A 26,085-nucleotide genomic window follows, 5' to 3' on the forward strand; every position below is an offset into this window, starting at 1 on the left:
CATGCCGCCGCCCGACACGCTCACAGGCCCCGCGCGGGCGCCTGTGAGCGGCCGTGTGGCATCAAGAGGCTCAGGCCTCGGCGTCCTCCGGGTACCAGCGCAGTTCGACGGTGTTGCCGTCGGGGTCCTGCACATAGATCGACTGGGCGTTCCCGCGTGCGCCGAAGCGGCCGACCGGCCCCTCCAGCACGGTGAACTCACCCGAGTCGATGACCTCCTGCCAGTCCAGCGGGTCGACCACCAGGCAGATGTGGTCCACGTTGGATTCGCCGCGCGGACGCCGGAACAGGTCGATGATCATCGTGGGGCTGACCCGCACGGACGGGAACGGGACCTTGCCGGCCCGCCACTCCTCGACCCGGACGGGCTCCAGGCCGAGAGGTCCGCAGTAGAACTCCAGCGACCGCTCGACGTCCTCCACGTTGAGCACCAGGTGATCGAAATCCTTGACCCTCACGGGGCCACCCCCTCCAGTAGGTTCGGTCCATCCGATGATCACGTTATAGGACCATGACCGGTGGATGACATGCCTCAGGGGCGTCCGGGCGGTGTGGTCACCGTCGGACGCCCCTGGAGGACGAACCGGTACGCGGGGTCGTCAGACCGCCGGGGCCGGGTAGGTCGGGTACTCCACCCCGGACACGTGCTGGACGACACGGATGACCTGGCAGGAGTAGCCGAACTCGTTGTCGTACCACAGGTAGAGGATCGCGTTGTCACCGTCGACCTTGGTGGCGCCGGCGTCCACGATCGAGGCGTGGCGCGAGCCGATGAAGTCGCTCGACACCGCGTCGGGGGCCGTGGTGAAGTCGATCTGGCGCTTCAGCGGGGACGTCAGCGAGACGTTGCGGAGGTAGTCGAGGACCTCCTGGCGGCTGGTCTCGCGGCCGAGCCGGAGGCTGAGGATCGCGATCGAGACGTCCGGCACCGGGACGCGGATGGAGCTGCCGGTGATCGGCGCCTTGAGGTCCGGCAGCGCCTTGGCGACGGCGGAGGCGGCACCGGTCTCGGTGATCACCATGTTGAGCGGCGCCGAGCGGCCGCGGCGGTCGGCCTTGTGGTAGTTGTCCAGCAGGTTCTGGTCGTTGGTGAACGAGTGGACGGTCTCCACGTGGCCGCGCAGCACACCGTACTCGTCGTCCATCGCCTTCAGCGGCGGGACGATGGCGTTGGTGGTGCAGGACGCGCAGGACAGGATCTGCTCGTCCGGCTTGATGGTGTCGTGGTTGACGCCGTGGACGATGTTGGGAACGTCGCCCTTGCCCGGGGCGGTCAGGACCACCTTGTCGATGCCGGGGCGCAGGTGCTTCGACAGGCCCTCGCGGTCGCGCCACTTGCCGGTGTTGTCGATGAGGATGGCGTCCTTGATGCCGTACGCCGTGTAGTCGACCTCCGACGGGTCGCCCGCGTAGATCACCTTGATCTCGTTGCCGTTGGCGATGATGGTGCTCTTCGCCTCGTCGACGGTGATCGTGCCCTGGAACTGGCCGTGGATGGAGTCGCGGCGCAGCAGCGAGGCGCGCTTGACGATGTCCTGCTCGCCGCCCTGGCGGACGACGATGGCGCGCAGCCGGAGGCCGTTGCCGGAGCCGGCCTTCTCGATGAGGAGGCGGGCGACGAGGCGGCCGATGCGGCCGAAGCCGTAGAGGACGACGTCACGCGCCTCGCGGCGCTCGATCTTGTTGGCACCGGTGGCGCCGGCGACGGCCTCGGCGGTGAACTCCTCCACCGTCAGACCGCGGTCGTCGGCCTTGTACGTGGCCGCGAGCATGCCGATGTCGATCTGGGAAGGGCCGAGGTCGAGCGCGGTGAGGGCCTGGAGGAACGGCATCGTCTCGGTGACCGAGAGCTCCTCACCGGCGATCTGCCGGGCGAATCGGTGGGTCTTGAGGATGCTTACCACCGACTTGTTCACCAAGGAGCGGCTGTGGAGCAGGACCGTGACGTCCCGCTCCCGCTGCAGCTTCCCGATGATCGGGATCATCGACTCCGCGATCTCCTCGCGGTTTTTCCAGCTAGTGAACGAGTCCTCATTGACAGTCACAGGTTCATCTTTCGAGCTAGGCGGTGCTCATATGCTAACCCCCCACTATTTTGATCGTTCAAACGGCCCCACTTGAGCGCGCGGACGCATGAATTTGTACGGTTTTGCGCCGGTTTTGGACCGGTTTCACCCTCGCATCAGTGGGCGAACACCGGGCCCGCCGATGGGTCCGGGCGGCCCTTGGGCAGCAGGGCCGGGCCGGCGACGGCGACCGCGGCGCAGATGACCGCGCAGGTGGCGAAGGCGGCGCCGAACCCGCCGACCGGCGGCACGCCCGCTCCACCGCCGCCCTCCAGGCTCGCACCGGCGACCGCCGCCACGACCGCGATACCGAGGGCGGCACCCAGCTCGTGGCCGGTGTTCACCAGCCCGGAGGCGAGCCCCGCGTCCGCGTGCCCCACGCCGTGCACGGCACTGGTGACGGCACAGACGAAGCCCGCGCCCAGGCCGAAGGCCAACAGCAGGAAGCCGGGCAGCACCTGGGTCCACGCGTCGCCGTCCCGCTCCAGCCCCGTCAGCAGCAGCGCACCGGCCGCCGCGAGACCGAGCGCGCCACCGGCCGTCCACCGCCAGCCCAGTCGCGCGACGGCCCGCGAGCCGAGGTGGGCGCCCACGGTGGTGACCGCCGCGACCGGGAGGAAGACGAGTCCCGTCTTCAGCGCGGAGAAGCCGAGCACGTGCTGGAGGTAGAAGGAGCACAGGAAGAACGCCGAGATCAGGACGCCCGACGCGGCGAGCATCACCAGACAGCCACCCAGCAGGGAGCGACGCGCGAGGAACGGCAGCCGCACCAGCGGTGCGGCCACCGACCGCTCGGCCACGACGAACAGCACCGCTCCGAACAGCGCCCCGACGAGCGGCAGCCAGGCGGACGCGGCGCCGAACCCGTGGTCCCGGGCCTGGACCAGGCCGTAGATGAGCAGGGCGGGAGTCGCGGTCATCGTCAGCGCGCCGGGGATGTCCGCACCCGGCGTACGGCCGGCCTCTTGCCCATGCCCGGCCCCATGACCACCCCCGTGTCCCGCCGGCCGCTCCTTGAGCAGGGCCGGGACGGCGGCCAGCACCAGGACACCGATCGGGACGTTGATGTAGAACACCCACTCCCAGCCCGGGCCGGAGACGAGGACGCCGCCGAGGAGGACGCCGAAGGCGGCACCCGTGCCACCGATCGCGGCCCACACCCCGAGGGCGCGGTGCCGCTCCGGGCCGTGGAACACCGACATGACCAGGGCCATCGCCGCCGGTGACATGACCGCCGCGCCCACTCCCTGGGCGGCGCGGGCGGCGATCAGCACACCGCCGCTCTCGGCCAGTCCGGACACCAGCGACGCGACGGTGAACAGGGCCAGGCCGGCCAGGAACACGCGCCGGCGGCCGAGCAGGTCACCGACCCGCCCGCCGAGGAGCAGCAGACTCCCGAAGAACAGGGTGTACGCGGTGACGACCCAGGTCAGCGCTCCGGCGCCGAGCGAGAGTTCCGCACCGATCGTGGGCAGCGCCACGTTCACCACGGTCACATCGACGATCAGCATGAACTGCGCGGTGCACAACAACGCCAGGACCAGCCAGCGTCGCGGGTCCGGCGGACCCGCGGGCACATCACCGTGGTGCCCCTGCCCGTGCCCCTGCCCGCGCTCCGCGTGGGTGTGAATCTCCGAACTCACCCGAGCCCCCTTAACCTGAACAGTGTTGTCAAGGTTTGACAGTAGGGCATCCGCCGCTGAAATTGAACAGCATTGTTCAAATTAGCGGCTGCGCCGGCCGGCGTGGACCATGGCGGAGGGGTGGCATACGCTCGCCCCATGCCCACGCCGCACCAGAAGGTCCGCCGCGCCGACGCGGAGCGCAGCATCGCGACGATCGTGGCCGCCGCTCTCGACTGCTTCGTCCGGGACCCGCACGTCAGCATGACCGCGGTGGCCACCGCGGCCGGTGTCAGCCGCGTCACCCTGTACGCGCACTTCCCGTCCCGGGAGGCCCTGCTGGACGCGGTGCTCGCGCATTCGGTCGAACAGGCGGACGCCGTGCTCCAGGGCCGGCACCTCGACGAGGGCCCGGCCGACGAGGCGTTCTCCCGATTGGTGCGGTCGAGCTGGCGCATCCTGGAGCGGCACGCGTTCCTGCTGTCCGCCTCCGAGGGCGTCATCACACCGGCCCGGCGCCGCAAGCACCACGAGAAGGTCCTCGTACGGGTGGAGCGGATCCTGGCGCGCGGTCAGGAGGAAGGGGTGTTCCGTTCCGACCTGCCGATGAGCTGGCTGGTGACCACCTTCTACAGCCTGCTCCACGCCGCCGCGGCCGAGGCCGGCGCCCGCCGCCTCAAGGCCAAGGACGTTCCGGACGTCCTCGACCGCACGTTGTCGTCCCTGCTCCGGAAGCCCGCCACGGAGGCCTGAAAACACGACACCGCGGCGGGGGGCGTCGGTTCGACGCCCCCGCCGCGGTGGGTACGGGTGGTGTGGTGTTACGGCGCCATCTCGTACGCGCCGGACAGTGCCTCGACGCGCTCCCAGACCCGGGCCGAGCGGGCCTCGTCGACGACCGGGCGGCGGACCGCGCCCAGCGACCAGAGCTGCTGCTGCTCCGTGGCGGAGTCCTTGCCGTGCAGTTCGACGGCGTGGGCGGAGAAGTCACGGACGAGGACGGCGAACAGCTCGTCCAGCACGTCCTGGTCGAGGCCGGTGAGGCGCGCCTGCTCCAGGATCAACTGGCCGTGGACGACGAGCGCGAAGAGCTGGCCCACTGCGAGCAGGAGGTCGAGGTCACGGCTCTGCTCCTCGTCGGGCGCGGCCGTCGTGACGAACTCGCACAGGGCGTCGGCCTGCTCACGGAAGCGGGCGACGTTGGGCAGGTGGGTGTACGCGTCGAAGGCGGGACGCCAGTCGTGGAAGCGTACGGAGCCCAGGCCGCGGGCCGGGCCCTGGCGGAAGAGGAAGTCGTCGTCGGCCGCGTCGAGGCGGGTGGGGACGGGCTCGTACTCGGCCGGGTTCAGCAGGTGGTTGCGCATGAACTTGAGGATCAGCGCGAGGTTGACGTGGACCGTGCCCTCCAGCTTCGGCAGGCCGCGGATCTCGACGGCGGCCTGGGCGAAGTAGTTGTCCTTCTCGAAGCCCTTGGCGGCGATGACGTCCCACATCAGGTCGATGACCTTCTCGCCCTCCGTGGTCACCTTCATCTTCGTCATCGGGTTGAAGAGCAGGTAGCGGCGGTCGTCGGGGCCGGCGGAGCGGAAGTAGTCGACGGCGCGGTCGCTGAACAGCTTCATGCCGACGAGGCGGACGTACGCGTCGGTCAGCTCGCGGCGCACGTGCGGGAAGGCGGTGACCGGCCGGCCGTAGAGGATGCGGTTGTGGGCGTGGGTGACGGCCTCGTACATCGCGTGCTCGCAGATGCCGATCGAGGCGGTGCAGAGGTTGAACTTGCCGACGTTGACGGTGTTGAGGGCGGCGTCGAAGGCGGCGCGGCCGGTGTGCAGGACGTCCTCGGGGGCGACGGGGTAGTCCTCCAGGCGGAACTCGCTGACGTACTTGGAGGAGTCGACTACGTTCTTGACGAGGTGGTACGCCGGGTGACGGCTGTCGGCGGCGAAGAAGACGTAACCGTCCGGGCCCTCGACGTCGGTGCGGCGGCCGAAGACGGAGACCAGCCCGGCGGCGTTGCCGTTGCCGATGTAGTACTTGGAGCCGGTGGCGCGGAAGCCGCCGTCGCCGTCGGGCTCCAGCAGCATGTCGGTGGAGTAGATGTCGGCGCCGTGGGCCTTCTCGGAGAGGCCGAAGGCGAACACCTCACCCTCCGCGAGGAGTTCGGCCGCGCGGGCGCGGGCGGCGGCGTTGTCGCTCTGCCACACCGGGCCGAGGCCGAGGATGGTGACCTGCCAGGCGTACCAGTAGTCGAGCCCGTAGAAGCCGAAGATCTCGTTGAGTGCCGCGATCCGGGCCGTGTCCCAGCGCTTGTCCTGCTGGCCGCCGGACTGCTCCCCGGCGGCGGAGGCGGGGGTGAGGAAGGTCGCGAACAGGCCCTCCTTGGCGGAGAAGTCGAGGAAGTCCGCGAGCCAGGCGCGGGAGCGGTAGTCCTCGATCAGCTTGCGCTTGCCGCGCGCCTCGAACCAGTCGACGGTGGCGCGCAGCAGCCTGCGCGTCTCGGGGTCGAAGTGCGCCGGGTCGTAGGTGCGCGGGTTGAACAGCAGCGGGTCGGCCATGGGTGTCCGCCTTTCCGGAGAGGGGTGTGCGTGAGGGTGGTTCAGAGATCGGCAGCGAGCCGGCGGAGGGTGGCGAGTACGTCGTCGAGCCAGGCGAGCGTCATCCGCTCGTACGCGATGCCACCGCGCAGCACCACGTGCTGGAGCTCGCGCCCCGCGTCGGGCGGTCCGGGTGCGCGCGGCGCCTCCGGTCCCGTGAAGTCCCGCCGCTCCCCCGCGAGGTAGTGCGCGAGCCGCTCGGTGTGGACCCGCTGGTACCGCTCGACCTCGCGGATGAGGGCGGCCGGGTCGTCGAAGGCCGCGCCACGGATCTTCACGGCGAGGTCGTGCCGGACGCTCTCGGGTTCGATCGGCTCGTGCAGCCAGGCGGAGAGGGCGGCCCGCCCGAGGGGGGCGACGGAGTACTCCTTCTTGTCCGGGCGGCCCTGCTGCGGGACCTCGCGGACATCGATCCAGCCGTCGCTCTCCATCCGCTTGAGCACGCGGTAGATCTGCTGGTGGGTGGCGGTCCAGAAGTAGCCGATGGACCGCTCGAACCGCCGGGCCAGCTCATAGCCGGAGCCCGGTTTCTCCAGCAGGGACACGAGGATCGCGTGGTCGAGCGCCATGCCCCCGATCCTTCTATGCAACTTGTTGCATAGACAAGCGCCACAGGCCGGGTGAGACGCGGCTCACCCCCTGCGCCGCGGGGACGGCCGTGAACGCCGGCGGCCGGCCGGCCGTACCTTCCACGGCGGCCCGGGCCCGCGAGCCGGGCGCCGCCGGGTCGGTGGGCTTCGTACGGAAGGACCTCGGGTGTCGATCGGAACGTCTCGTCCGCTGCCGCGCGTGGCGGTGTCGCGCGTCGTGGTGTCGCGCGTGGGTACGGGGCTGGCCGCCGTGCTGGTGGCCGGTGCCCTGCTGCTGCCGGACCGGCTGGAGCGCCTCTCGCCCGGCGCGTTCGCGCGCATACCGGTGGAGGCGATAGCCGGGGCCGCGCTGCTGCTCATACTGCGGCCCAGGGCCAGGCGGGTGGCGGCGGTGGCGGCCGGTGTGGTCCTGGGGGTGCTGACGCTCCTGAACGTCCTCGACATGGGCTTCCACTCCGTGCTCGCCAGGCCGTTCGACCCCGTGCTGGACTGGGTCCTGTTCGACGACGCCGAGGCGTTCCTGAGCGACTCCATAGGCGGCGCCGGTGCGACCGCTGCCGTGATCGGCGCCGGGCTCCTCGTCGTCGTGCTGCTCGTGCTCATGGCACTCTCGGTCGTCCGGCTCAGCCACGTCGTGGTCCGGCACAGGGCCGTGACGGCCCCGACGACCCTGGTCGCCGGGACCGTCTGGGTCCTGTGCGCGGCGCTCGGCGTGCAGGTTTCGGGCGCTGCGGTCGCCTCCGGGAGCGCGGCGGACGTCGTGCGGAGCCGGGTGCAGCAGGTCCGCGCCGGGATGGCGGACCGGGAGGCGTTCGCCGAGGAGTCCGCCGTGGACGCCTTCCGCGACACGCCGGGCGACCGGCTGCTGACCGGGCTGCGCGGCAAGGACGTGCTGTTCGTCTTCATCGAGAGCTACGGCCGCAACGCGATCGAGGACCCGGAGATGGCGCCGGAGGTCGGCGCGGTGCTCGCGGACGGCTCCCGCCGGCTGGGCGCCGCGGGGTTCTCCTCCCGTAGCGCGTTCCTCACCTCCCCCACGACGGGCGGCGGGAGCTGGCTGGCGCACTCCACTTTCGCGTCGGGGCTGTGGATCGACAACCAGCGGCGCTACCGCGACCTCACCTCCAGCGACCGCCTGACCCTCACCAGCGCCTTCCGGCGGACGGGCGCCTGGCGGACCGTCGGCATCATGCCGGGCGTCACCCGGGCCTGGCCGGAGGGGCGGTTCTACGGCCTGGACCACGTCTACGACTCACGCCACCTCGGGTACCGGGGCCCCAAGTTCAGTTGGACGCCCGTGCCCGACCAGTACAGCCTGGCGGCGTTCGAGCGCCTGGAGCACGGCAAAGCGGGCCACGACCCCCTGATGGCCGAGATCATCCTCACCTCCAGCCACAACCCGTGGGCGCCCATCCCCACCATGCTCGGCTGGGACGAGATCGGTGACGGCTCGGTCTACGAGAGGGTCAAGAAGGCGGGCGAGGACCCCACGGAGGTGTGGAAGGACCCCGCCCGGGTGCGCACCGAGTACCGGCGCTCGATCGAGTACTCGCTCAGCAGCCTCATCTCGTACGTGGAGACGTACGGCGACGACGACACCGTGCTGGTCTTCCTCGGCGACCACCAGCCCGTCCCGGCCGTCACCCGGGACCGCCACGGCCGGGACGTCCCGGTCACGGTCGTCGCCCGGGACCCCGCCGTACTGGACCGGATATCCGGCTGGGGCTGGCAGGAGGGGCTGAAGCCCGGCCCGGACGCCCCGGTGTGGCGGATGGACGCCTTCCGGGACCGCTTCCTCACCGCCTACGGCCCGCGATGAGCCACCGTAGGAGTGCGGTGGCTCACCGCCTGCCGGACCCGCACGCGCCACAGCCACCGGATGTCCCGGGCGAAGGACCACACGAGCAGCGCCAGCGCCGACGCGACCGCCGCGTACGCCGGTACGGGCGGCAGGATTCCGGCGGCCGCCACCAGGAGGACGACGCCCTGCACGGCGGCCACCGTCTTGCGGGCCATGCTCGGCGGCAACGGCCCGTTGAGCCACGGCAGGAACCGGGCGGCCGCGACGAAGACGTACCGCATGGCACCGATCGCCAGTACCCAGGGGCCCATCGCCCCGGCCACGTGGACGCTCAGCACCAGGATGAGGAAGGCGTCGGCCTCCATGTCGAAGCGCGCCCCGAACGCGGTCGCCGTCCCGGTGCGGCGGGCGACCTGTCCGTCGACCGCGTCGAGGGCCAGCGCCACCGTGGTGAGCGCGATCAGGGCCACGACCGGTGGCCGGCTCACGAACAGCTCCGCGACCAATGCCGTCACCCCTCCGACGAGCGTCGTCCGGGCCAGGGTGACGGCGTTGGCGGGGCCGAAAGGCGTGGGGCCGGGCCAGGACCGGCTCAGGGCGCGGGTGAGCACGGCCCAGGTGGCGACCGTGAACGCCAGTCCGGTCAGCCATCCCACCGGCCCCAGTCCCGTCACCGTACCGAGCAGGAGCAGCAGCACGAGCTGGGCGGCCGCACCCAGGGCCGGTTCATGACGCAACGGACGTGCGTCGGGACGTGCATCGGACATGTCGCCCACGGACACGGGACACCCTCCGGACCTGTGACAGAGTCAAGGGCCGCCGCCCCCTGCCGTGCGCGCGGCCTCGTCACCCTCAGAACGTGCGCCGACACCCCAGCGTTCAACAGGAGATGCCGATGAACCGCACCGCGCTCGCCTTCTGGCTCCGCTCCCCCGGCCACGGCGAGATACGCGACGTGACACTGCCCGAGCCGGCCGCCGGCGACGTCGTCGTACGCACCCTCTTCTCCGGCGTGAGCCGAGGCACGGAGAGCCTCGTCTTCCGCGGCGGCGTCCCGGAGAGCCAGCACCGCGCGATGCGGGCGCCGTTCCAGGACGGCGAGTTCCCCGGACCCGTCAAGTACGGGTACCTCAACGTCGGTCTGGTCGAGGAAGGCCCGCCGCACCTGGCCGGCCGTACCGTCTTCTGCCTCTACCCGCACCAGACCCGGTACGTCGTCCCTGCCGGCGCCGTGACGCCGGTTCCGGACTCCGTCCCGGCCGCGCGGGCGGTGCTGGCCGGGACGGTGGAGACTGCGGTGAACGCCCTGTGGGACGCGGCACCGCTGGTCGGCGACCGGATCGCGGTCGTGGGGGCGGGGATGATCGGCTGCTCGGTCGCCGCGCTGCTCGCCCGCTTCCCCGGCGTGCGCGTCCAGCTCGTCGACGCCGACCCCGCCCGGGCGGGCGTGGCCGCCGCGCTGGGCGTGGACTTCGCGCTCCCCGGGGGCGCGCTGGACGGTTGTGACCTGGCCGTCCACGCGAGCGCCACGGAGGCCGGTCTCGTACGGTCCCTGGAGCTCCTCGCCCCGGAGGGGACGGTGCTGGAGCTGAGCTGGTACGGGGACCGGCGGGTCAGCCTGCCGCTGGGCGAGGCGTTCCACTCCGGCCGTCTGGTCGTGCGCGGCAGTCAGGTGGGGCGGGTGTCGGAGGCCCGGCGCTCCCGGCGGACCTTCGCCGACCGGCTCGCGCTCTCGCTCGACCTGCTCTCCGACCCCGCCTTCGACGCCCTGGTGACGGGCGAGTGCGCCTTCGCGGAACTGCCGTCGGTGCTGCGCGACATCGCGGGCGGTGACCTGCCCGGGCTGTGCCACCGGGTGCGGTACGACGGGGCCTGAACGCTCGGGGCCCGTGGACCGTACTGATCAGCAGGGGCCGCGATCGGCCACACACGAGACGTACCGACGGACCGGGAGGTCACAGCCGTTGTTCAGTGTCACAGTCCGCGAGCACCTCATGATCGCCCACAGCTTCCGGGGGGAGGTGTTCGGGCCCGCGCAGCGTCTGCACGGGGCGACGTACCTCGTGGACGCCACCTTCCGCCGCGCCGAGCTGGACGCCGACAACATCGTCGTCGACATCGGGCTGGCCACGAAGGAACTGGGCGGCGTGGTGGCCGAGTTCAACTACCGCAACCTCGACGAGGAGCCGGAGTTCGCGGGCGTCAACACCTCGACGGAGTACCTGGCGAAGGTCATCGCCGACCGGCTGACCGACCGGGTGCACGCCGGGGCGCTGGGCGAGGGCGCGCGCGGGCTGGCCGGCATCACGGTCACCCTGCACGAGTCGCACATCGCCTGGGCGAGTTACGAGCGGGCCCTGTGACCCCCGAGGCGGCCACGCCCTCGCGGTCGGTACGGGTGGTGATGCCCGGCGCCGTCGACGACCCGGCCGCGCCGAGCGGCGGCAACGTCTACGACCGCCGGGTGTGCCGGGACCTGCCGGGCCTCGGCTGGCAGGTCCACGAACACGTCGTGGCGGGCGACTGGCCCCGGCCCGGGGCCGCCGCGCGCGCGGAACTGGCCCGGGTCCTGGCCGGATCGGCGGACGGCGACCTGGTCCTGCTGGACGGGCTCGTCGCGTGCGCCGTGCCCGACGTCGTCGTCCCGGAGGCCGGCCGGCTGCGCCTGGCGGTGCTGGTGCACCTGCCGCTGGGCGACGAGACGGGGCTCGCCCCGGAGCGGGCGGCGGTGCTGGACGCGGCCGAGCGCCGGACGCTGCGGGCGGTAGGCGCGGTCATCGCGACCAGCCACTGGGCGGCGGGCAGGCTCGTGGAGCACCACGGGCTCGTCCCGGAGCGGGTCCATGTCGCCGTGCCGGGCGCCGATATCGGGCCGCTGGCGCCCGGCGGTGGGGCGGGCGGTGAGCCGGGCGGTGGCCCGCGCCTGCTGTGCGTCGCCTCGGTGACCCCGCGCAAGGGGCAGTACGAGCTGGTGGAGGCCCTCGCGACCGTGGCGGACCTGCCGTGGAGCTGCTCCTTCGTGGGCGGACTCGGCCAGGACCCCGGTTACGTGGAGCGGCTGCGCGAACTGATCGCGCGGTACGGCCTGGACGACCGTGTCCACGTGGCGGGCCCCCGCGGCGGCCCGGCGCTGAACGCGAGCTACGCGGGCGCCGACCTCCTGGTGCTCGCCTCGCGCGCCGAGACGTACGGCATGGCCGTGACCGAGGCGCTGGCGCGCGGCGTCCCCGTTCTGGCGACGGCCGTCGGCGGGCTCCCGGAGGCGGTCGGGCACGCGCCCGACGGCAGCGTGCCGGGTGTCCTCGTACCGCCGGACGACCCGGCGGCGCTGGCCGGGGCGCTGCGGCGCTGGCTGGGCGAGCCCGGCGAGCGGCACCGCGCGAAGGTGGCCGCACGGCGGCGGCGCACCGCGCTGGCCGGCTGGGAGACGACCACCCGGAGTCTGGCCAGGGCACTGGAGCAGCTCCGGCGGGAGCCCGGGGAGGCGGCATGAGCCTGACGGAAGCCCCGGGAGGCGGCATGAGCGTGAACGGCGGCCCCGGCTACGCCCCGGAGTGGCTGGCGCTGCGCGAGGCCGCCGACGCCGCCGCCCGCGCGCCGGAACTCCTCGGCCCGCTGCGGTCGTACCTGGCCGAGGGGACACAGCCGGGCGCCGTGCTGGTGATCCGTGACCTGGGCTGCGGCACCGGGTCGATGGGGCGCTGGCTGACGCCCCGGCTGGCGGGTCCGCAGCACTGGGTGCTGCACGACCACGACGCTCGTCTGCTGGGCCTGGCCGCCGAGCGGCTGCCGCGTACCGGCGCCGACGGCGCGCGCGTCACGGTGACGACCCGGCAGGGGGACATCGCGCGGCTCACCGCGGGCGAGCTCGCCGGCACCGGGCTGGTGACGGCGTCCGCCCTGCTGGACCTGCTCACGCGCGAGGAGGTGGACCGGCTGGCGGCCGCCTGCGCGGGGGCCGGCTGTCCCGTGCTGCTGGCGCTGTCGGTGGTGGGGCGGGTGGAGCTGACCCCGGCCGACCCGCTGGACGGCGCGATCGGCAGCGCGTTCAACGACCACCAGCGCCGCCTGGACCACGGCCGCCGGCTCCTCGGGCCCGACGCGGTCGTGGCGGCGCGCGAGATCTTCGCGAGCCATGGCATGGCGGTCCGGGTGCGGCCGAGCCCCTGGCGGCTGGGCGCGGACGAGTCCGCGCTGACGGCCGAGTGGCTGCGGGGCTGGGTGGGCGCGGCCCGTGAGCAGCGGCCGGACCTGGCGCCCCGTGCCACCGCGTATCTGCGGCGCCGCCTGGAGGCGTGCGAGGCGGGCGAGTTGCGTGTGGTGGTGCACCACAGCGATGTGCTGGCCCTGCCGGGGCACGTGGGTGACGCGTCGTGATCGCGCGCGTGGTGCGCGGGCGCCTCGGGACGGTGGCGGGTGCGGCCGTCCTCGGGGCGGTGGTGTGGTGGCACGGTGGCGGCGCGTTCCTGGCCGGGCTGCGCGGCATCGACGTGCCCATCCTGGTGGCGGCGTTGGGCATCGGGGCGGTCACGACCGTGCTCTGCGCGTGGCGTTGGTGTCTGGTGGCCCGCGCGCTGGGCGTCCGGCTGCCGCTCGGCCGGGCGGTCGCCGACTACTACCGCGCGTTGTTCCTGAACGCGGCGCTGCCCGGCGGTGTCCTCGGTGACGTACACCGCGCGGTACGGCACGGGCGTAGCGAGGGTGACGTCGGCCGGGGGGTGCGCGCGGTGGTCCTGGAACGGGTCGCGGGCCAGGTGGTGCTGGTCGCGGTCGGTGTGGTGCTGTTGTGGGCGTATCCCTCGCCGGTCCTGGCGGAGGCGGGCCGGGCCGTCACCGCCGCCGTGGCGGTCGTGGCGTGCGTGCTGGTCGTGGTGGTGGCCGTGCGGCTGCGCGGGAGGCGGGCCGCCCCGGTGGGCGCCACGCTCGCCGGCGCCCGGCGCGTGTTGCGGGCCCCGGCGAGGTGGGCGGTGGCGGGGGTGCTGGGGGCGTCCGTCGCCGCGCTGGCGGGGTACCTCGGCATGTTCCTCCTGGCCGCCCGTGCCGCCGGATCGACGGCGCCGGCCGGCGAGTTGCTGCCGTTGATGGTGCTGGCGCTGCTCGCCATGGCGCTGCCGCTGAACGTCGGCGGCTGGGGGCCCCGGGAGGGCGTCACCGCCTGGTCCTTCGGCGCGGCGGGCCTGGGCGCGGGCCAGGGGCTGACCGTCGCCGTGGTGTACGGGCTACTGGGCCTCGCCGCGAGCCTGCCCGGTGCCGGCGTGCTCGTGGTCCAGTGGCTCACCGGGGCGCGGCGTCCGCAGGTCGAGCTCGAAGAGGGTGTCCTCGCCGAGAACGGTGCGCCGCGTCGGCGGGCGGAGCGCGTCGCGCATCAGCGCCGGGCCGGGGAAGCCGAGTCCGGGCACGCCGTCGCCGAGCAGGACGGGGGCCACCGTGACGTAGAGCCGGTGCAGCGCGCCCTCGTGGAGGAAGCGCGACACGGTGACGCCGCCGCCCTCGACGAGTACCCGGCCCAGGCCGCGGCGCGCCAGTTCCCGCACCACGTTCCGGGGGGCGAAGGCCGCGCGGTCGGGCAGCGTCAGTACGTCGACGCCGTCCGGCTGCCGGGCCGCCCGCCCGCGCTCGCCGTCCGCGCCCACGACCCACAGGGTGGGTGCCGCGCCGTCGGTGAACACCTGGTGCCCCCGTGGGACGCGGCCGCGCGGGTCGAGGACGACGCGCACCGGGTTGTCCCCCGGGCAGGCGCGGACCGTCAGTCGCGGGTCGTCCGCGACGGCGGTGCCGGCGCCGACGACGACCGCGTCGGCGAGGGCGCGCAGGCGGTGCAGGTGCTCCCGGTCCTCCTCGCCGGTGACGTAGTCGGCGTCACCGGTGCGGCTGGCGATGAAACCGTCCAGGCTCTGGCCCAACTGCGCGAAGGTGACGTGCCGCCCGGCCAGACACAACGGCAGGTAGCGGTCGGCCAGGTCGTCCGCCTCGGGCGAGCCGTCCCGCCACCGCGCCCGGCCGTCCGCGCCGCACACGAGCCCGGCGGCCTCGGCGTCCGCGACGGACCGGACGGCGCGCAGCCGCTGCCACGCCTCGGCGGGGCCGAGCCCGTGTGCGCCCTTCACCGCACGCTCCGACGGGAGTCGGGGGCCGGCAGGGAAAGGTATTCGGTGAATGAATCGACCAGGGCGGCCAGCAATTCTCTTCCCTTCTCGGCCGACGCCTTCGAAGGGCGGCCGATCACTCCGGATTCCGTATAGGCCCGCATACCGAGCGAGAGCAAATGCTTACGGTCGTCGGCGATCCAGTCGGCGGTCTCATAACCGGGCCGGACCAGTTCCGGATGGTCGTGCAGCAGGATGGAAGTCTCCACTTCGCCCGCATGCATATCGCTGTACGAGGGCGTCAGCACACCGGCCCTTTCCCTCGCCGCTTCCCAGTCGGCCGGCCCGGGGAACAGGGCCATTCGCGTGCCACTGCCGACCGACTCCTGAACCACATTGCGCAGCACATAGTTTCCGCCGTGCCCATTGACCAGAACCAGGTTTTCGATACCGGAGCGGCGCAGCGATCCGGCGATGTCCCGTACGACGGCGTAAAGGGTCGCGGCGGAAATGCTGACGGTGCCCGGCCAGTCGGCGTGCTCGTGCGAGCAGGAGATCGTCACTGGTGGGAGCAGGTGTACGGGGTGGGCGGCGGCGACCTCGCGGGCGATCGCGCAGGCGATGACCGTGTCGGTCATCAAGGGGAGAAACGGACCATGCTGCTCGAAACTCCCTATCGGAAGAAGGGCCACCTCGGCCCTATTGTCCGCCACATCCCGTGTCGTCGTGTCCAGCGGCAGCATACCCAAAGCCGGTATCCGCGGTCGCGGCACTCCACTCAACTTCCCCACCCTTTCCTCCCGTCAGTTTCCCACCCACTGCCGGAGGTTACCCGATACGATCGGGCCATGATAGACACCGATGACATACTCCGTGACACCACTCGCCGAACGGGCGTCGAGCACGTGGTGAATGTGCGGTTGTCCACCGAGTTCGGCGAATTTCTCGCCGCCGGCTATCTGGACCACGATCGGGGAGAGGAGCAAATAGCGTTGGTGTACGGCGATATCGATGCCGACGACGTCCTCACCCGCCTCCATTCCGAGTGCCTGACCGGGGACGCCTTCCGGTCCCGGCACTGCGAGTGCGGGGAGCAGCTCTCCGCCGCGCTGCGCGCCATAGTGAGCGAGGGCCGGGGCGTCCTGGTCTACCTGCGCGGCCACGAGGGCCGGGGCATCGGCCTGTTGGCCAAGCTGCGCGCGATGCGGTTGCAGGCGGAGGGGCTGGACACGGTCGAGGCGAACCTGGCGCTCGGGCTGCCGGACGATGCCCGGGACTACCGGGCGGCGGCGGGGGTCCTGCACGACCTCGGCGTACGGTCCGTGCGACTGCTGTCGAACAACCCGCGCAAGCACGACGCGCTGGAACGCCATGGCATCTCGATCAGCGAGCGGGTGCCGCTGCTGATCCCGCCGCGTGACGAGAACCTCTTCTACCAGTGGACGAAGCGGGAACGCCTCGGTCACCACCTGCCGCATCTGCCCGGATGAGACAAGCTCGCTCGCGTTGCGTATTGCCTGACGACGGAACACCACGGATGGCATGTACCGCGCGAGGAGCACCACCGTGCACGATGACGACAGCATCATGAAGTCCTTCCAGCGGGTGCTGGACGACCTGGACGCCGCACGCGCCGAACTCCACAGCACCGGTTCGCTCACCGAGCAGCCGCCACCGCACGTGACGGTGGAACCGTTGTGGGCGCGCGACACCGCGCCTCCTCCGAACGACCTCCCGACCGCGCCGCAGAGGCGAGGGCATTGGGTGGGGGTGTGCGGGGCGGGCGCGGTGGGGGGTCTGCTGGTGGTGTCCTCGGTGCTGGCCAACGGCCCCCTGGGGCCCGGCGGGCAGGGCGGGTCCGGCACGTCCACGCGGCCGGACCGGCCGGCGCACCAGGACGTCCAGGGGTCACAGGGTGATGGCGGCGCCGAACGCGAGGTGCCGAGGCGTACGTACCGCATCCCGCAACCGCACACCGGCGGTTGGTCGCACGGTCACCACGCCATCGAGGTCCGGGCCGTCGCGGCCCGGTTCCAGGACCCGACGGCCGGACCCCGATGACGCCGGCGCCGAACACAACGGCCGCGGCGCACGTACTGGTCCAGCAAGCAGGCCGGAACGGGCGCGAGACTGATGAAGGACGGACGAGATGACCGCAACCTCAACCACCAGCAGCGGACGGACAGGGCGACGGAGCCGCAGCCGGAGCGTGGCTCTGCTCACCTGTGCTGCGCTGGCCGCCGGGGGGCTCGCGGCCGCCGGCGTGGGAGTGCTCCAGCCCGGGACGGCGACCGCTTCGAGCCATCGGGAGGCGCCCCTGATATCCGGGCAGCCACAGTTCGACACCACGGACGTGTACGCGTTCGTCAGCCCCGACCATCCCGACTCGACGACACTGGTGGCGAACTGGCTGCCGTTCCAGGAGCCGGCGGGCGGACCCAACTTCTACACGTTCGCCGAGGACGCGCGCTACGACATCCACATCGACAGCGACGGTGACGCCCAGGACGACCTGCTGTACCGGTTCACGTTCAAGGACCACCGCAAGAACGAGAACACCTTCCTCTACAACACCGGTGCGGTGGAGAGTCTGGACGACCCGGACCTCAACTTCACGCAGACGTACGACATCGAGCTGCTGCGGCTGAAGCGCGGGAAGGTGGCCGCGCGCCACGAGCTGGCGAAGGGGCTGCCGGTCGCGCCGTCGAACGTCGGCAAGGCGTCGATGCCGGACTACCAGAAGCTCCGCGACCAGGCCGTACGGAAGGTCCCCGGCGGGCTGAAGGCGTTCGCCGGCCAGGCCGACGACCCGTTCTTCCTCGACCTGCGGGTCTTCGACCTGCTGTACGGCGGCGATCTGTCGGAGGTCGGCAACGACACGCTCAAGGGCTACAACGTCAACACGATCGCCCTCCAGGTGCCCAGCTCGTACCTCCGGGAGTCGGAGGAACAGCCGGTGATCGGCGTCTACGCGACCACCGAGCGCAAGAACGCGCACGGCGACTGGACGCGGGTGTCACGGCTCGGCATGCCGCTGGTCAACGAGGTCGTCAACCCGGTCAAGGACAAGGACAAGTTCAACGCCTCCTCGCCGGAGAAGGACGGGGACTTCCTGAAGAACGTCACCGAGCCCGAGCTGCCGAAGCTCATCGAGGGCATCTACAAGATCAAGGCTCCGGCGGAGCCGCGCAACGACCTGGTGTCGGTGTTCCTGACCGGGGTCAAGGACCTCAACCAGCAGCCGGGCGGCAAGCCCTCGGAGATGCTGCGCCTCAACACCTCCATCAAGCCGGTGGCCGAGCCGAAGCGGCTGGGTGTGCTGGACGGCGACAACGCGGGCTTCCCCAACGGGCGGCGGCTGACGGACGACGTACTCGACATCGCGCTCCAGGTCGTCGAGGGCGAACTCGTCGGCGCGAAGAACGACTTGGGCGATGCCGTCGACGCCAACGACAAGGAGTTCGGCCGCGCCTTCCCGTACGTGGCCCTGCCCGCCGCCGGCTCCGAAACCAAGGCGGCGGAGGTGTCCACCAAGGCCGACGCCACCGGACTGACGGGCGGCGTGTCCTCGCTCACCTCGTCGTGGGACGACAACACGGTGATGCTGGTCTCGGCCGCCTCGGGTGCCGTCGCCGTCCTGCTCGCCGGCTTCGCCCGGGCGATGTGGTCGCGGTCCCGCCGCCGGCCGGAACAACGGTCCTGGCTCGGCTGACACCCCCCATGACGGCCCGGCAGCGTTCCTTCCCCCCACGGCGCTGCCGGGCCCCACAATCCAGCGAACACCCAGGAAGGCACAACCGATGCTCGTACGGAAGCCGCAGTTCGCCCGATGGGACGGGCGGCCGGTCCGGTGGCGGGTCGCCGCGGTCGTCGCGGTGGCACTCGGGCTCACCGCCGGCTCGGTGGCGTCCGGGGCCGACGGCTTCCAGCGGCCCGAGGTGCCCGCGCTCGCGGCGGGCGTGCCCGTCGAGCGGCTGGCGGCCGGGGACCTCACCCGGGGCGTCACCGCCTTGCAGCGGCACCTCCAGGCACAGCCCCGGGACGCCTCCGGGTGGGCGACGCTGGGCGCGGCGTACGTCGAGCAGGCGCGGACCACCGGCGATCCGACGCGGTATCCTCAGGCGGAGAAGGCGTTCCGGCGTTCGCTGGAGCTGCGTCCCGCCACCGGGAACGACGCGGCGCTCGCCGGACAGGCTGCCCTGGCCGCCGCACGCCACGACTTCGCCACGGCGCTGAGCCTGTCGGACCGGGCGCTGCGGGTGAACCCGTATGGCGAGCGGGCCCTGTCCACCAGGGTCGACGCCCTGGTCGAACTCGGCCGCTACGACGAGGCCTTGCGGGCGGTGGAGCTCGCCGACCGGCGGCGCCCCGGCATCCCGGTCTTCACCCGGTACGCGTACGTCCTGGAGCTGCGCGGTGACGTGCGCGGAGCGCGCCAGGTGCTGCTGCGCGCGCTGGACTCCGCGTTCACGCCCGCCGATGTCGCCTACGTCGCCACGTCGCTCGGCCAACTGGCTTGGTCCCAGGGTGAGTTCGACGAAGCCCTGAAGCACTTCACGACCGCGCTGCGCGCCGAACCCGATCACGTACCGGCCCTGGAGGGCCGTGGGCGCGCCCATGCCGCACGCGGCGAGACGGAACGCGCGGTGAACGATCTGGAGGAAGTGGTGCGGCGTCACCCGCTGCCGGGGCAGCTCGCCGCCCTCGGTGAGCTGTACGAGACGCTCGGCCGGCGCGAGCAGGCCGAGGAGCAGTACGCCCTCGTCCGGACCTGGACCCGGCTGGCCCGCGCCAACGGCGTCGCCACCGACCTGGAGTCCGCGCTCGTCGAGGCCGACCACGGCGACGCCGCCGGGGCACTGACGGCGGCGCGTGCCGAGTGGGCCCGTCGCCGGAGCGTCCACACGGCGGACGCGCTCGCCTGGGCACTGCACGCCAACGGCAAGGACGCGGAGGCCCTGACGTACGCCAGGAAGGCCGCCGCCCTGTCCCCCGGCTACCGCAACGCCTCCTTCCTCTTCCACCGGGGCATGATCGAACGCGCCCTCGGCGACGACGCGGCCGCGCGCCGCGACCTGCGCGCCGCGCTCGACCTGAACCCGGGCTTCTCGGCGACCGGCGCCCGCGAGGCGAAGGCTGCTCTCTCCGAGGGTCAGGGGGCCTCATGAAGCGCCGTACCACCGCCTGCGCCCTCATCACCCTGATCGCGGGAGCCGCCCTCGCCGTGCTCCCCGCCCAGGCCGCGCAGGCGCACCCGCTCGGCAACTTCACGGTCAGTCAGTACGACGGTCTCGTCGTCGCTCCGGGAACGCTGCGCGTGGACCATGTGGAGGACCTCGCGGAGATCCCCGCCTCGCAGGAACGCAAACGCGTCGACGCCGACGGGGACGACCGGCTGTCGCCGGCCGAACTGTCGGCATGGGCCAAGGCGCGGTGCGACACGGCGGCGAGGGGCGCACGCCTGGCGGTCGGGGGCGGCAGCGGGCGCCCGCTCGTGGCCGGGGACGCGAAGGCGGAGGAACGCGCGGGACAGGCGGGGTTGGCGACGCTGCGCGTGACCTGTGCGCTGACGGCCTCGCTGCCGGCTGAGGAGGGTATGCGCATCGGCTACGAACCGGCGGCCGTGGCGACCGGAGCGGCGTGGCGGGAGATCACCGCTCGCGGCGACCGGATGACGCTCTCGGGGGCCGGCGTGCCCGCCGACTCCGTGTCGCGGCGGCTGACCGCCTACCCTGACGAGCTGCTCTCCTCGCCGCCCGACACCCGGTCGGCCGCCTTCACCGTGCGTTCCGGCGGGCCGGCGCCGGCCGCAACGGAGGACGCGGCGGAGGCCTCCCCCGCGACGGGCGTGCTGCCGCGCGGCGCGGACCGCTGGGCGCGGGCACTGACCGGGCTGGTGGCCCGGCACGAGCTGACCGCGGGCTTCGCGGTCCTCGCGCTGGGCGCCTCCGTGCTGCTGGGCGCCATGCACGCGCTGGCCCCGGGGCACGGCAAGACCATGATGGCCGCCGCCGCGGCGGCCGGCGGGCGGAGGTCCCGGCGGGACATGCTGGCCCTCGCCTCGTCGGTGACCCTCACCCACACCCTGGGCGTGTTCGCCCTCGGCGCGCTGATCACCGCGGGTTCGGCGGCGGCGCCCTCGGTGGTGTCCTGGCTGGGGATCGCGAGCGGCACCCTGGTCGCGGTGGCGGGCGCGCTGCTGTTGCGCCGGGCGTGGCGCCGACGCCACCACGCCCGCGCTCATTCCCACGCCCACGCCCATTCCCATGACCATGCCCATTCCCATGACCATGCCCACGACCACACGCACGCGCACGACCACGACCATGCGCACGACCACGACCACGCGCATGGCCACTCGCACTCCCACCTCCCTCCCGCTCCCGGGCTGCGGGGCGTGATCCTCATGGGGCTGGCCGGCGGGCTGGTGCCGAGCCCGTCCGCCGTGGTCGTGCTGATCGGCGCGGCCGCCCTGGGCCAGGCGTGGTTCGGCTTCCTGCTGGTCCTGGCGTACGGGGCCGGGGTCGCGCTCACGCTCGCGGTCGCCGGGTTCGCCGTGGTGCGGCTGCGGGAGACCACGACGCGCAGGCTGGCGCGGCGGCCTCGGGGCCGGGTCGTGTCGCTGGCGCACCGGATGGCGCCGCTCACCACGGCCGCCGTCGTCCTGGCGCTGGGGTGCGGGCTGGTGCTCAGAGGGGCGGCTACCGCCCTGGTGTGACTACCGTCCTGGTGTGACCGCGGGCAGCGCCTGCTCCGTCCAGATGGTCTTGCCGTCGCGGGTGTAGCGGGTCCCCCACCGCTCGGTGAGCTGGGCGACCAGGAACAGTCCGCGCCCGCCCTCGTCGGTGCTGCGGGCACGGCGCAGGTGCGGTGAGGTGCTGCTGGTGTCGGACACCTCGCAGATGAGGTGGCGGTCCCGGATGAGCCGCAGGGTGATCGGCCCGCCGCCGTAGCGGTAGGCGTTGGTGATCAGCTCGCTGACGATCAGTTCGGTGGTGAAGAGCAGCTCCTCCAGCCCCCACTCGGTGAGTTGCTCCGCCGTCAGGGTGCGGGCGCGCGCGGCGGCGGTGGCCTCCACCGGGAGTTCCCAGGTGGCGACCTTCTCCTCCGCGAGGACGCGGGTGCGGGCGACGAGGAGGGCGACGTCGTCGGTGGGGTGGTCGTGCAGCAGGGCGTCGCGCACCGCCCCGCAGGTCTCCTCCAGGGTGCGGGCGGGCACGGTCAGGGCCGCGCACAGGTCCGCGACCCGCTCGTCGACGTCCCGCTCGCCGGCGTGGCGTTCACCCGCTTGGACGAGGCCGTCGGTGTAGAGGGCCAGCAGGGTGCCTTCGGCCAGGTGCAGCTCGGCGGACTCGTACGGCAGCCCGCCCAGGCCCAGGGGCGGCCCGGCGGGCAGGTCGATCAGGCGTACCTGCCCGTCCGGGGCGAGCATCGCCGGTGGCGGGTGTCCGGCGCGGGCGAGGGCGCAGTGCCGGGAGACCGGGTCGTACACCGCGTACAGGCAGGTGGCGCCGACGACCTGGCGGGAGAGGTCGTCGGCCGGTTCCTGTTCGGCGGCCAGCCGGTCGACGAGGTCGTCGAGGTGGGAGAGCACCTCGTCGGGGGTGAGGTCGAGGTTGGCAAGGGTGTGGACGGCGGTGCGCAGCCGGCCCATGGTGGCCGCGGCGTGGATGCCGTGGCCGACCACGTCGCCGACGACGAGGGCGACGCGGAGCCCGGAGAGCGGGATGACGTCGAACCAGTCGCCGCCCACCCCGGCGGTGGCGTCGGCCGGCAGGTAGAGGTGGGCGACGTCGACCGCCGGGTGCCGGGGCACGGTGTGCGGGAGCAGGCTGCGCTGGAGGGTGAGCGCCGCCTCGTGCTGCTGGGTGTAGCGGCGCGCGTTGTCGACGCAGACGGCGGCGCGGGAGGCGAACTCCTCGGCGAGCGTGACGTCGTCCTCCTCGAACGGGTCGGCCCGCTCTGACCGCCACAGGCTCAGCAGGCCGAGGACGAGGCCCCGCGCGACCAGCGGGACGACCAGCAGGGAGTGGAGGCCCGCGCCGAGGGCGTGCCTCGCCCGCTCGGGCTCCATCGAGAGCCACGCGGCGGGGTCGGCCGGCCGCGCTTCGAGGATCGGTTTCCGTTCGGCGAGGCAGCGGGCCTGGACGGTGTCCGGTGGGACGTCCATCGTGCGGCCTTCCGGGTGCATCAGCCCGGCCGCGTCCGGCGGGACGCTGAGGACGGCGGTGCGGTGCAGTGGGCCGACCATGTCCTGGCGGGGCTCCTCGCCGCGGATCACCGGCTCCAGCAGGTCCACCGAGACGCGGTCGGCGAGGTCCGGTACGGCGGCGCGGGCCAGTTCCCGGGCCGTCTCGGTGACGTCCAGGGTGGTGCCGATGCGGGCGCCGGCCTCGTTGAGCAGGGCGAGCCGGCGGCGGGCCCGGTACCGGTCGGTGACGTCCTCGACGGTCTGGGTCACGCCGAGGATGCGGCCGGAGGGGTCCTGCATGCGGAACGCCGACACGGAGACGACCAGCTCGCGGCCGGGGTCGCGGCGCAGCACGCAGGGCTGTTCGGTGAAGATGGACGACCGGCCGGTCTCCAGGACCTCCCGGAGCTGCCGCTCGACGGTGTCGGTGTCGCGCTGGATCACGAAGTCGCTGGTGCGCATGCCCCGGTGCTGTTCGACCGGGAGCTGGCTGAACTGGGCGATCGCCCGGTTCACCCGAAGGATGGTCAGGTCCGGGGCGTGGACGGACAGGCCGATCGGCGAGCGGCTGAACAGCCCGTCCAGGACCGACCGGTCCGTCTCCCACTGGATCACTTCCTCGGCGGGCGCGCCGACGAGGAACCATTCGCGGTCGGTGCCGTTCCTGACGATCGGGCGTGCCCGGCACCCCACCTCGACGCGGCGGCCGTCGCGGTGCCGGACGGGTACGACGCCGAACCAGCCCAGGCCGCCGCGTACGCACGCGGTCACGGCGTCCATGACGACGTTCCGGTCGCCCGGGTCGACCAGGAACCCGGCCGCCGGTCGTCCCAGCGCCTCTTGGGCCGGGTATCCGAGCAGCGCTTCGGCCCGCTCGCTCCAACCGACGACCGTGCCACGGTCGTCCAGCACGGCCGAGGCGGAGCGCCGCACGGCGAACGGGTCTTCGGGACCCTCGCTGAACGTTGTCACCGGTGTGTCCATCGCTACCACTCTTGCACCTTACGTGCTGGTATGTGCAGGTGGTGGCGGTCGGCGTGGCTCGCCGTGGAGCCGGTCGGGCGCAGGGCTCGGGCGAGGAGCACGGCCACGTCGTCCTGGGCCGCCGCGGGGAGCATCCGGCCGAGGATGCGGTCGCAGATGTCGTCCAGTGGGCGGTCGAGGTGGAGCAGCGACCGGGCGAGCTGGTCCATGCCCTGGTCGAGGTCCCTGTCGCGGGCCTCGATGAGGCCGTCGGTGTAGAGCACGAGGAGGCTGCCGGGGCCCATGGGAACGTGCTCGGTGCGGAAGTCCCGTACGCCGGTCCCCAGCGGCGTACCGGGGGGACCGTCGAGGAACGCGATCGCCCCCCGGGCGTCGGCCACGGCCGGGGGCGGGTGGCCGGCCCGGGCGATCAGGCAGTCCCCGGTGGCGGGGTCGTGGATGGCGTAGACGCAGGTGGCCATCTCGTTCTCGCCGAGGTCGGCGACGGCGGCGTCCAGGGAGAGCAGCATCCGGGCCGGGGGGACGTCGTGGCGCGCCAGGGTGCGCACCGCCGTGCGGAGCTGTCCCATGACGGCCGCGGCGTGGATGCCGTGGCCCATGACGTCCCCGATGACGAGTCCCGTCCGGCCGCGCGGGAGGGCGATGGCGTCGAACCAGTCGCCGCCGACCTCGTGGTCGCTGGTGGGCAGGTAGCGGCCGGTGAGTTCCAGGCCGGTCACGTCCGGCAGGGCGTTGTCGGTGAGGCTGCGCTGGAGGGTGAGGGCGGCCTCGCGCTGGCCGGTGTACATGAGCGCGTTGTCGATGTTGAGCGCCGCGCGGGCGACCAGTTCGTCGATGAGCACGCAGTCCTGCTCGTCGAACGGCTCGCGGTCGACGGTGCGTGTCACGATCACGGCGCCGAGCACCTTGCCCCGGGCGACCAGCGGGACCAGCCGCGCGGAGCCGAGCCGGGTGCCGAGGTAGGTGCGGAGCTGCTCGGCGCGCGGGTCGCTGACCAGGGCCGGGATGTCGGTCCGGTAGAGGTCCATGGGGTGCCCGTCGGCGATGACCCGCTCGTAGACGGATCCGCGGGGCAGCCGGTAGGTGAGCCCGACGGCCAGTTTCTCGGCGGGGGCGGACGGGTCGGTGAAGGCCATCGCGACGCGGCGCACCACCCCGTGGGTGGAGACGGTGGCCTCGTCGGGGTCCAGTACCTCCTCGCGGAGGTGTACGTCGGCGGAGTCGGCCAGCTTGGGCACGAAGACGTGGACCACCTCTTCGGCGGTCCGGTGCAGGTCCAGGGTGGTGCCGATGCGCGTGCCGGCCTCGGCCAGCAGGGCGAATCGGCGGCGTGCCCGCTCGGCCTCGACCTGTGCCTGCTGCCCGGCGGTGATGTCGATCAGGGAGGCGACCACGCCGAGGCGCCGGCCGGTGGTGTCGAGCAGCGGCGCGTACGAGCAGGACCAGGTCCGCTCGTGGCCCGGGTCGGCCGGGGTGTGGCCGGTGCGGCGTACGTCGACGACCGCCTCGCCGCTGTCCAGGACCCGGCGCATCACCGTCTCCAGCGCGGCGGCGTTGATTCCCGGCGCGACCTCGGCGAGCCGTTTGCCGAGGTGGTCGCGGGCGGGGACGCCGTTCATCCGGGCCAGCGCCTCGTTGACGCGGACGAAGCGGAGGTCGGGGCCGAGCAGGGCGAGGCCGATCGGGGACTGGGTGAACAGCCCTTCCAGGGCGGCGAGGGAATCGCGCATACGCAGAACGGCGGAGGTCTCCACGGCGATGGCGAGGATGCCGGTCCGTCCCTGCCGGTCGGCGGCCGGGCAGATCCACATCTCCATCTGTACGAGGTGCCCGTCGCGGTGCCGCACCGGGAGGGTCGCGACGACGGCCTCGCCCGCCAGGACCCGGGCGGCCAGCCGCTCGGCCAGCTCCCAGTTGGGTTCGGGGACCAGCATCGGCTTCGCGTGCCGGCCGATGATCTCCTCCGGCGGCCAGCCCAGGAGGTCCTGGGCCGCGAGCGACCACTCGGCGATGTGGCCGTCGGCGTCGGCCCGCCACAGCGCGATGGGGAGCAGGTCGCGGAGCACTCCCGCGTACCCCACCGCGGTCAGGGGCTGATCCGGTGCGCCACTGGTCGACTCGTGCGTGTCCAAGGCGATGACCTCACCACGGG

At 72.9% G+C, this 26,085-nt stretch carries 21 protein-coding genes and 1 pseudogene; 12 read left to right on the forward strand and 10 right to left on the reverse strand.

The window, feature by feature from the left end; translation table 11 throughout:
- Positions 1 to 70: 70 nt before the first annotated feature.
- The 3 genes from AB0J57_RS01195 to AB0J57_RS01205 all read right to left on the reverse strand — a co-directional run bounded on the left by AB0J57_RS01195 (position 71) and on the right by AB0J57_RS01205 (position 3,708).
- Positions 71 to 457 carry a VOC family protein gene (locus tag AB0J57_RS01195; protein WP_366125812.1) on the reverse strand — a complete coding sequence of 129 codons (387 nt, stop codon included), beginning with the start codon at positions 455 to 457 and terminating at the stop codon, positions 71 to 73.
- A gap of 141 nt (positions 458 to 598) precedes the next feature.
- On the reverse strand, positions 599 to 2,044 hold the full coding sequence (locus AB0J57_RS01200; protein ID WP_366125813.1) for a glyceraldehyde-3-phosphate dehydrogenase: 1,446 nt from the start codon (positions 2,042 to 2,044) through the stop codon (positions 599 to 601).
- A gap of 137 nt (positions 2,045 to 2,181) precedes the next feature.
- Positions 2,182 to 3,708, reverse strand: a complete 1,527-nt coding sequence (locus AB0J57_RS01205) for an MFS transporter (RefSeq protein WP_366125814.1) — start codon at positions 3,706 to 3,708, stop codon at positions 2,182 to 2,184.
- Positions 3,709 to 3,846: 138 nt separating this feature from the next.
- Between AB0J57_RS01205 and AB0J57_RS01210 the strand changes: the two genes are divergently transcribed.
- Positions 3,847 to 4,440 carry a TetR/AcrR family transcriptional regulator gene (locus AB0J57_RS01210; protein WP_366125815.1) on the forward strand — a complete coding sequence of 198 codons (594 nt, stop codon included), beginning with the start codon at positions 3,847 to 3,849 and terminating at the stop codon, positions 4,438 to 4,440.
- A 68-nt stretch (positions 4,441 to 4,508) separates the two neighbouring features.
- Here the strand turns inward: AB0J57_RS01210 and AB0J57_RS01215 are convergent, their stop codons facing one another.
- Positions 4,509 to 6,242 carry an acyl-CoA dehydrogenase family protein gene (locus AB0J57_RS01215; RefSeq protein WP_366125816.1) on the reverse strand — a complete coding sequence of 578 codons (1,734 nt, stop codon included), beginning with the start codon at positions 6,240 to 6,242 and terminating at the stop codon, positions 4,509 to 4,511.
- Between the two features lie 41 nt (positions 6,243 to 6,283).
- Positions 6,284 to 6,850, reverse strand: a complete 567-nt coding sequence (locus AB0J57_RS01220; protein WP_366125817.1) for a PadR family transcriptional regulator — start codon at positions 6,848 to 6,850, stop codon at positions 6,284 to 6,286.
- Positions 6,851 to 7,043: 193 nt separating this feature from the next.
- On the opposite strand from AB0J57_RS01220, the gene AB0J57_RS01225 reads away from it, so the two are divergent.
- Complete coding sequence (locus AB0J57_RS01225; RefSeq protein ID WP_366126437.1) at positions 7,044 to 8,690, forward strand: sulfatase; 1,647 nt, start codon at positions 7,044 to 7,046, stop codon at positions 8,688 to 8,690.
- Here the strand turns inward: AB0J57_RS01225 and AB0J57_RS01230 are convergent.
- Positions 8,675 to 9,439: a CDP-alcohol phosphatidyltransferase family protein gene (locus AB0J57_RS01230; RefSeq protein ID WP_366125818.1), complete on the reverse strand. Its 765-nt coding sequence runs from the start codon at positions 9,437 to 9,439 to the stop codon at positions 8,675 to 8,677. The two genes, AB0J57_RS01225 and AB0J57_RS01230, sit on opposite strands and share 16 nt — an antisense overlap.
- 128 nt (positions 9,440 to 9,567) lie before the next feature.
- On the opposite strand from AB0J57_RS01230, the gene AB0J57_RS01235 reads away from it, so the two are divergent.
- The 5 genes and pseudogenes from AB0J57_RS01235 to AB0J57_RS01255 form a co-directional block, all read left to right on the forward strand.
- Entirely contained in the window at positions 9,568 to 10,548 is a 981-nt protein-coding gene (locus AB0J57_RS01235; protein ID WP_366125819.1) for a zinc-binding alcohol dehydrogenase, read from the forward strand.
- Positions 10,549 to 10,636: 88 nt separating this feature from the next.
- A complete protein-coding gene (locus AB0J57_RS01240) occupies positions 10,637 to 11,035 on the forward strand; it encodes a 6-carboxytetrahydropterin synthase (protein ID WP_366125820.1) in 399 nt (132 codons plus the stop codon).
- Positions 11,036 to 11,076: 41 nt separating this feature from the next.
- The gene (locus AB0J57_RS01245) at positions 11,077 to 12,165 is read left to right on the forward strand and encodes a glycosyltransferase family 4 protein (protein ID WP_366126438.1); all 1,089 of its coding nucleotides are present in this window, start codon (positions 11,077 to 11,079) and stop codon (positions 12,163 to 12,165) included.
- The gene (locus tag AB0J57_RS01250) at positions 12,162 to 13,049 is read left to right on the forward strand and encodes a class I SAM-dependent methyltransferase (RefSeq protein ID WP_366125821.1); all 888 of its coding nucleotides are present in this window, start codon (positions 12,162 to 12,164) and stop codon (positions 13,047 to 13,049) included. Before AB0J57_RS01245 ends, AB0J57_RS01250 begins: the two co-directional genes overlap by 4 nt.
- Positions 13,049 to 13,945: pseudogene (locus tag AB0J57_RS01255) on the forward strand (lysylphosphatidylglycerol synthase transmembrane domain-containing protein); the annotation flags it as partial. The gene AB0J57_RS01250 and the pseudogene AB0J57_RS01255, both read left to right, overlap by 1 nt.
- Here AB0J57_RS01255 and AB0J57_RS01260 read toward each other — a convergent pair.
- Positions 13,892 to 14,779, reverse strand: coding sequence for a RibD family protein (locus tag AB0J57_RS01260; protein ID WP_366125822.1), 888 nt, complete (start codon positions 14,777 to 14,779; stop codon positions 13,892 to 13,894). The pseudogene AB0J57_RS01255 and the gene AB0J57_RS01260 overlap by 54 nt on opposite strands.
- Positions 14,776 to 15,501, reverse strand: a complete 726-nt coding sequence (locus AB0J57_RS01265; protein ID WP_366125823.1) for a creatininase family protein — start codon at positions 15,499 to 15,501, stop codon at positions 14,776 to 14,778. The genes AB0J57_RS01260 and AB0J57_RS01265 overlap by 4 nt, the downstream gene beginning before the upstream one ends.
- Positions 15,502 to 15,606: 105 nt before the next feature.
- On the opposite strand from AB0J57_RS01265, the gene ribA reads away from it, so the two are divergent.
- From ribA to AB0J57_RS01290, 5 genes are all read left to right on the forward strand, one after another.
- Positions 15,607 to 16,248, forward strand: a complete 642-nt coding sequence (gene ribA / locus AB0J57_RS01270) for a GTP cyclohydrolase II (protein ID WP_366125824.1) — start codon at positions 15,607 to 15,609, stop codon at positions 16,246 to 16,248.
- 76 nt (positions 16,249 to 16,324) lie between these two features.
- Positions 16,325 to 16,819: a hypothetical protein gene (locus tag AB0J57_RS01275; RefSeq protein WP_366125825.1), complete on the forward strand. Its 495-nt coding sequence runs from the start codon at positions 16,325 to 16,327 to the stop codon at positions 16,817 to 16,819.
- An 88-nt stretch (positions 16,820 to 16,907) separates the two neighbouring features.
- Positions 16,908 to 18,470: a DUF4331 domain-containing protein gene (locus AB0J57_RS01280; protein WP_366125826.1), complete on the forward strand. Its 1,563-nt coding sequence runs from the start codon at positions 16,908 to 16,910 to the stop codon at positions 18,468 to 18,470.
- Between the two features lie 88 nt (positions 18,471 to 18,558).
- Positions 18,559 to 19,926 carry a tetratricopeptide repeat protein gene (locus tag AB0J57_RS01285; protein WP_366125827.1) on the forward strand — a complete coding sequence of 456 codons (1,368 nt, stop codon included), beginning with the start codon at positions 18,559 to 18,561 and terminating at the stop codon, positions 19,924 to 19,926.
- On the forward strand, positions 19,923 to 21,476 hold the full coding sequence (locus tag AB0J57_RS01290; protein ID WP_366125828.1) for a sulfite exporter TauE/SafE family protein: 1,554 nt from the start codon (positions 19,923 to 19,925) through the stop codon (positions 21,474 to 21,476). The genes AB0J57_RS01285 and AB0J57_RS01290 overlap by 4 nt, the downstream gene beginning before the upstream one ends.
- Here the strand turns inward: AB0J57_RS01290 and AB0J57_RS01295 are convergent, their stop codons facing one another.
- A complete protein-coding gene (locus AB0J57_RS01295) occupies positions 21,477 to 23,933 on the reverse strand; it encodes a SpoIIE family protein phosphatase (RefSeq protein ID WP_366125829.1) in 2,457 nt (818 codons plus the stop codon).
- A 2-nt stretch (positions 23,934 to 23,935) separates the two neighbouring features.
- Entirely contained in the window at positions 23,936 to 26,065 is a 2,130-nt protein-coding gene (locus AB0J57_RS01300) for a SpoIIE family protein phosphatase (RefSeq protein ID WP_366125830.1), read from the reverse strand.
- Positions 26,066 to 26,085 lie beyond the last annotated feature (20 nt).

Source organism: Streptomyces sp. NPDC049837 (assembly GCF_040674455.1).
GTDB lineage: Bacteria > Actinomycetota > Actinomycetes > Streptomycetales > Streptomycetaceae > Streptomyces.

What these genes read in the sequence shown, in the direction of transcription:
- AB0J57_RS01210 (WP_366125815.1), top strand. Translation starts at nt 3,847, where the DNA reads ATGCCCACGCCGCACCAGAAGGTCCGCCGCGCCGACGCGGAGCGCAGC.
- AB0J57_RS01215 (WP_366125816.1), bottom strand. Translation starts at nt 6,242, where the DNA reads ATGGCCGACCCGCTGCTGTTCAACCCGCGCACCTACGACCCGGCGCAC.
- AB0J57_RS01220 (WP_366125817.1), bottom strand. Translation starts at nt 6,850, where the DNA reads ATGGCGCTCGACCACGCGATCCTCGTGTCCCTGCTGGAGAAACCGGGC.
- AB0J57_RS01230 (WP_366125818.1), bottom strand. Translation starts at nt 9,439, where the DNA reads ATGTCCGATGCACGTCCCGACGCACGTCCGTTGCGTCATGAACCGGCC.
- AB0J57_RS01235 (WP_366125819.1), top strand. Translation starts at nt 9,568, where the DNA reads ATGAACCGCACCGCGCTCGCCTTCTGGCTCCGCTCCCCCGGCCACGGC.
- AB0J57_RS01245 (WP_366126438.1), top strand. Translation starts at nt 11,077, where the DNA reads ATGCCCGGCGCCGTCGACGACCCGGCCGCGCCGAGCGGCGGCAACGTC.
- AB0J57_RS01250 (WP_366125821.1), top strand. Translation starts at nt 12,162, where the DNA reads ATGAGCCTGACGGAAGCCCCGGGAGGCGGCATGAGCGTGAACGGCGGC.
- AB0J57_RS01265 (WP_366125823.1), bottom strand. Translation starts at nt 15,501, where the DNA reads ATGCTGCCGCTGGACACGACGACACGGGATGTGGCGGACAATAGGGCC.
- ribA (WP_366125824.1), top strand. Translation starts at nt 15,607, where the DNA reads ATGATAGACACCGATGACATACTCCGTGACACCACTCGCCGAACGGGC.
- AB0J57_RS01280 (WP_366125826.1), top strand. Translation starts at nt 16,908, where the DNA reads ATGACCGCAACCTCAACCACCAGCAGCGGACGGACAGGGCGACGGAGC.
- AB0J57_RS01285 (WP_366125827.1), top strand. Translation starts at nt 18,559, where the DNA reads ATGCTCGTACGGAAGCCGCAGTTCGCCCGATGGGACGGGCGGCCGGTC.
- AB0J57_RS01290 (WP_366125828.1), top strand. Translation starts at nt 19,923, where the DNA reads ATGAAGCGCCGTACCACCGCCTGCGCCCTCATCACCCTGATCGCGGGA.
- AB0J57_RS01295 (WP_366125829.1), bottom strand. Translation starts at nt 23,933, where the DNA reads ATGGACACACCGGTGACAACGTTCAGCGAGGGTCCCGAAGACCCGTTC.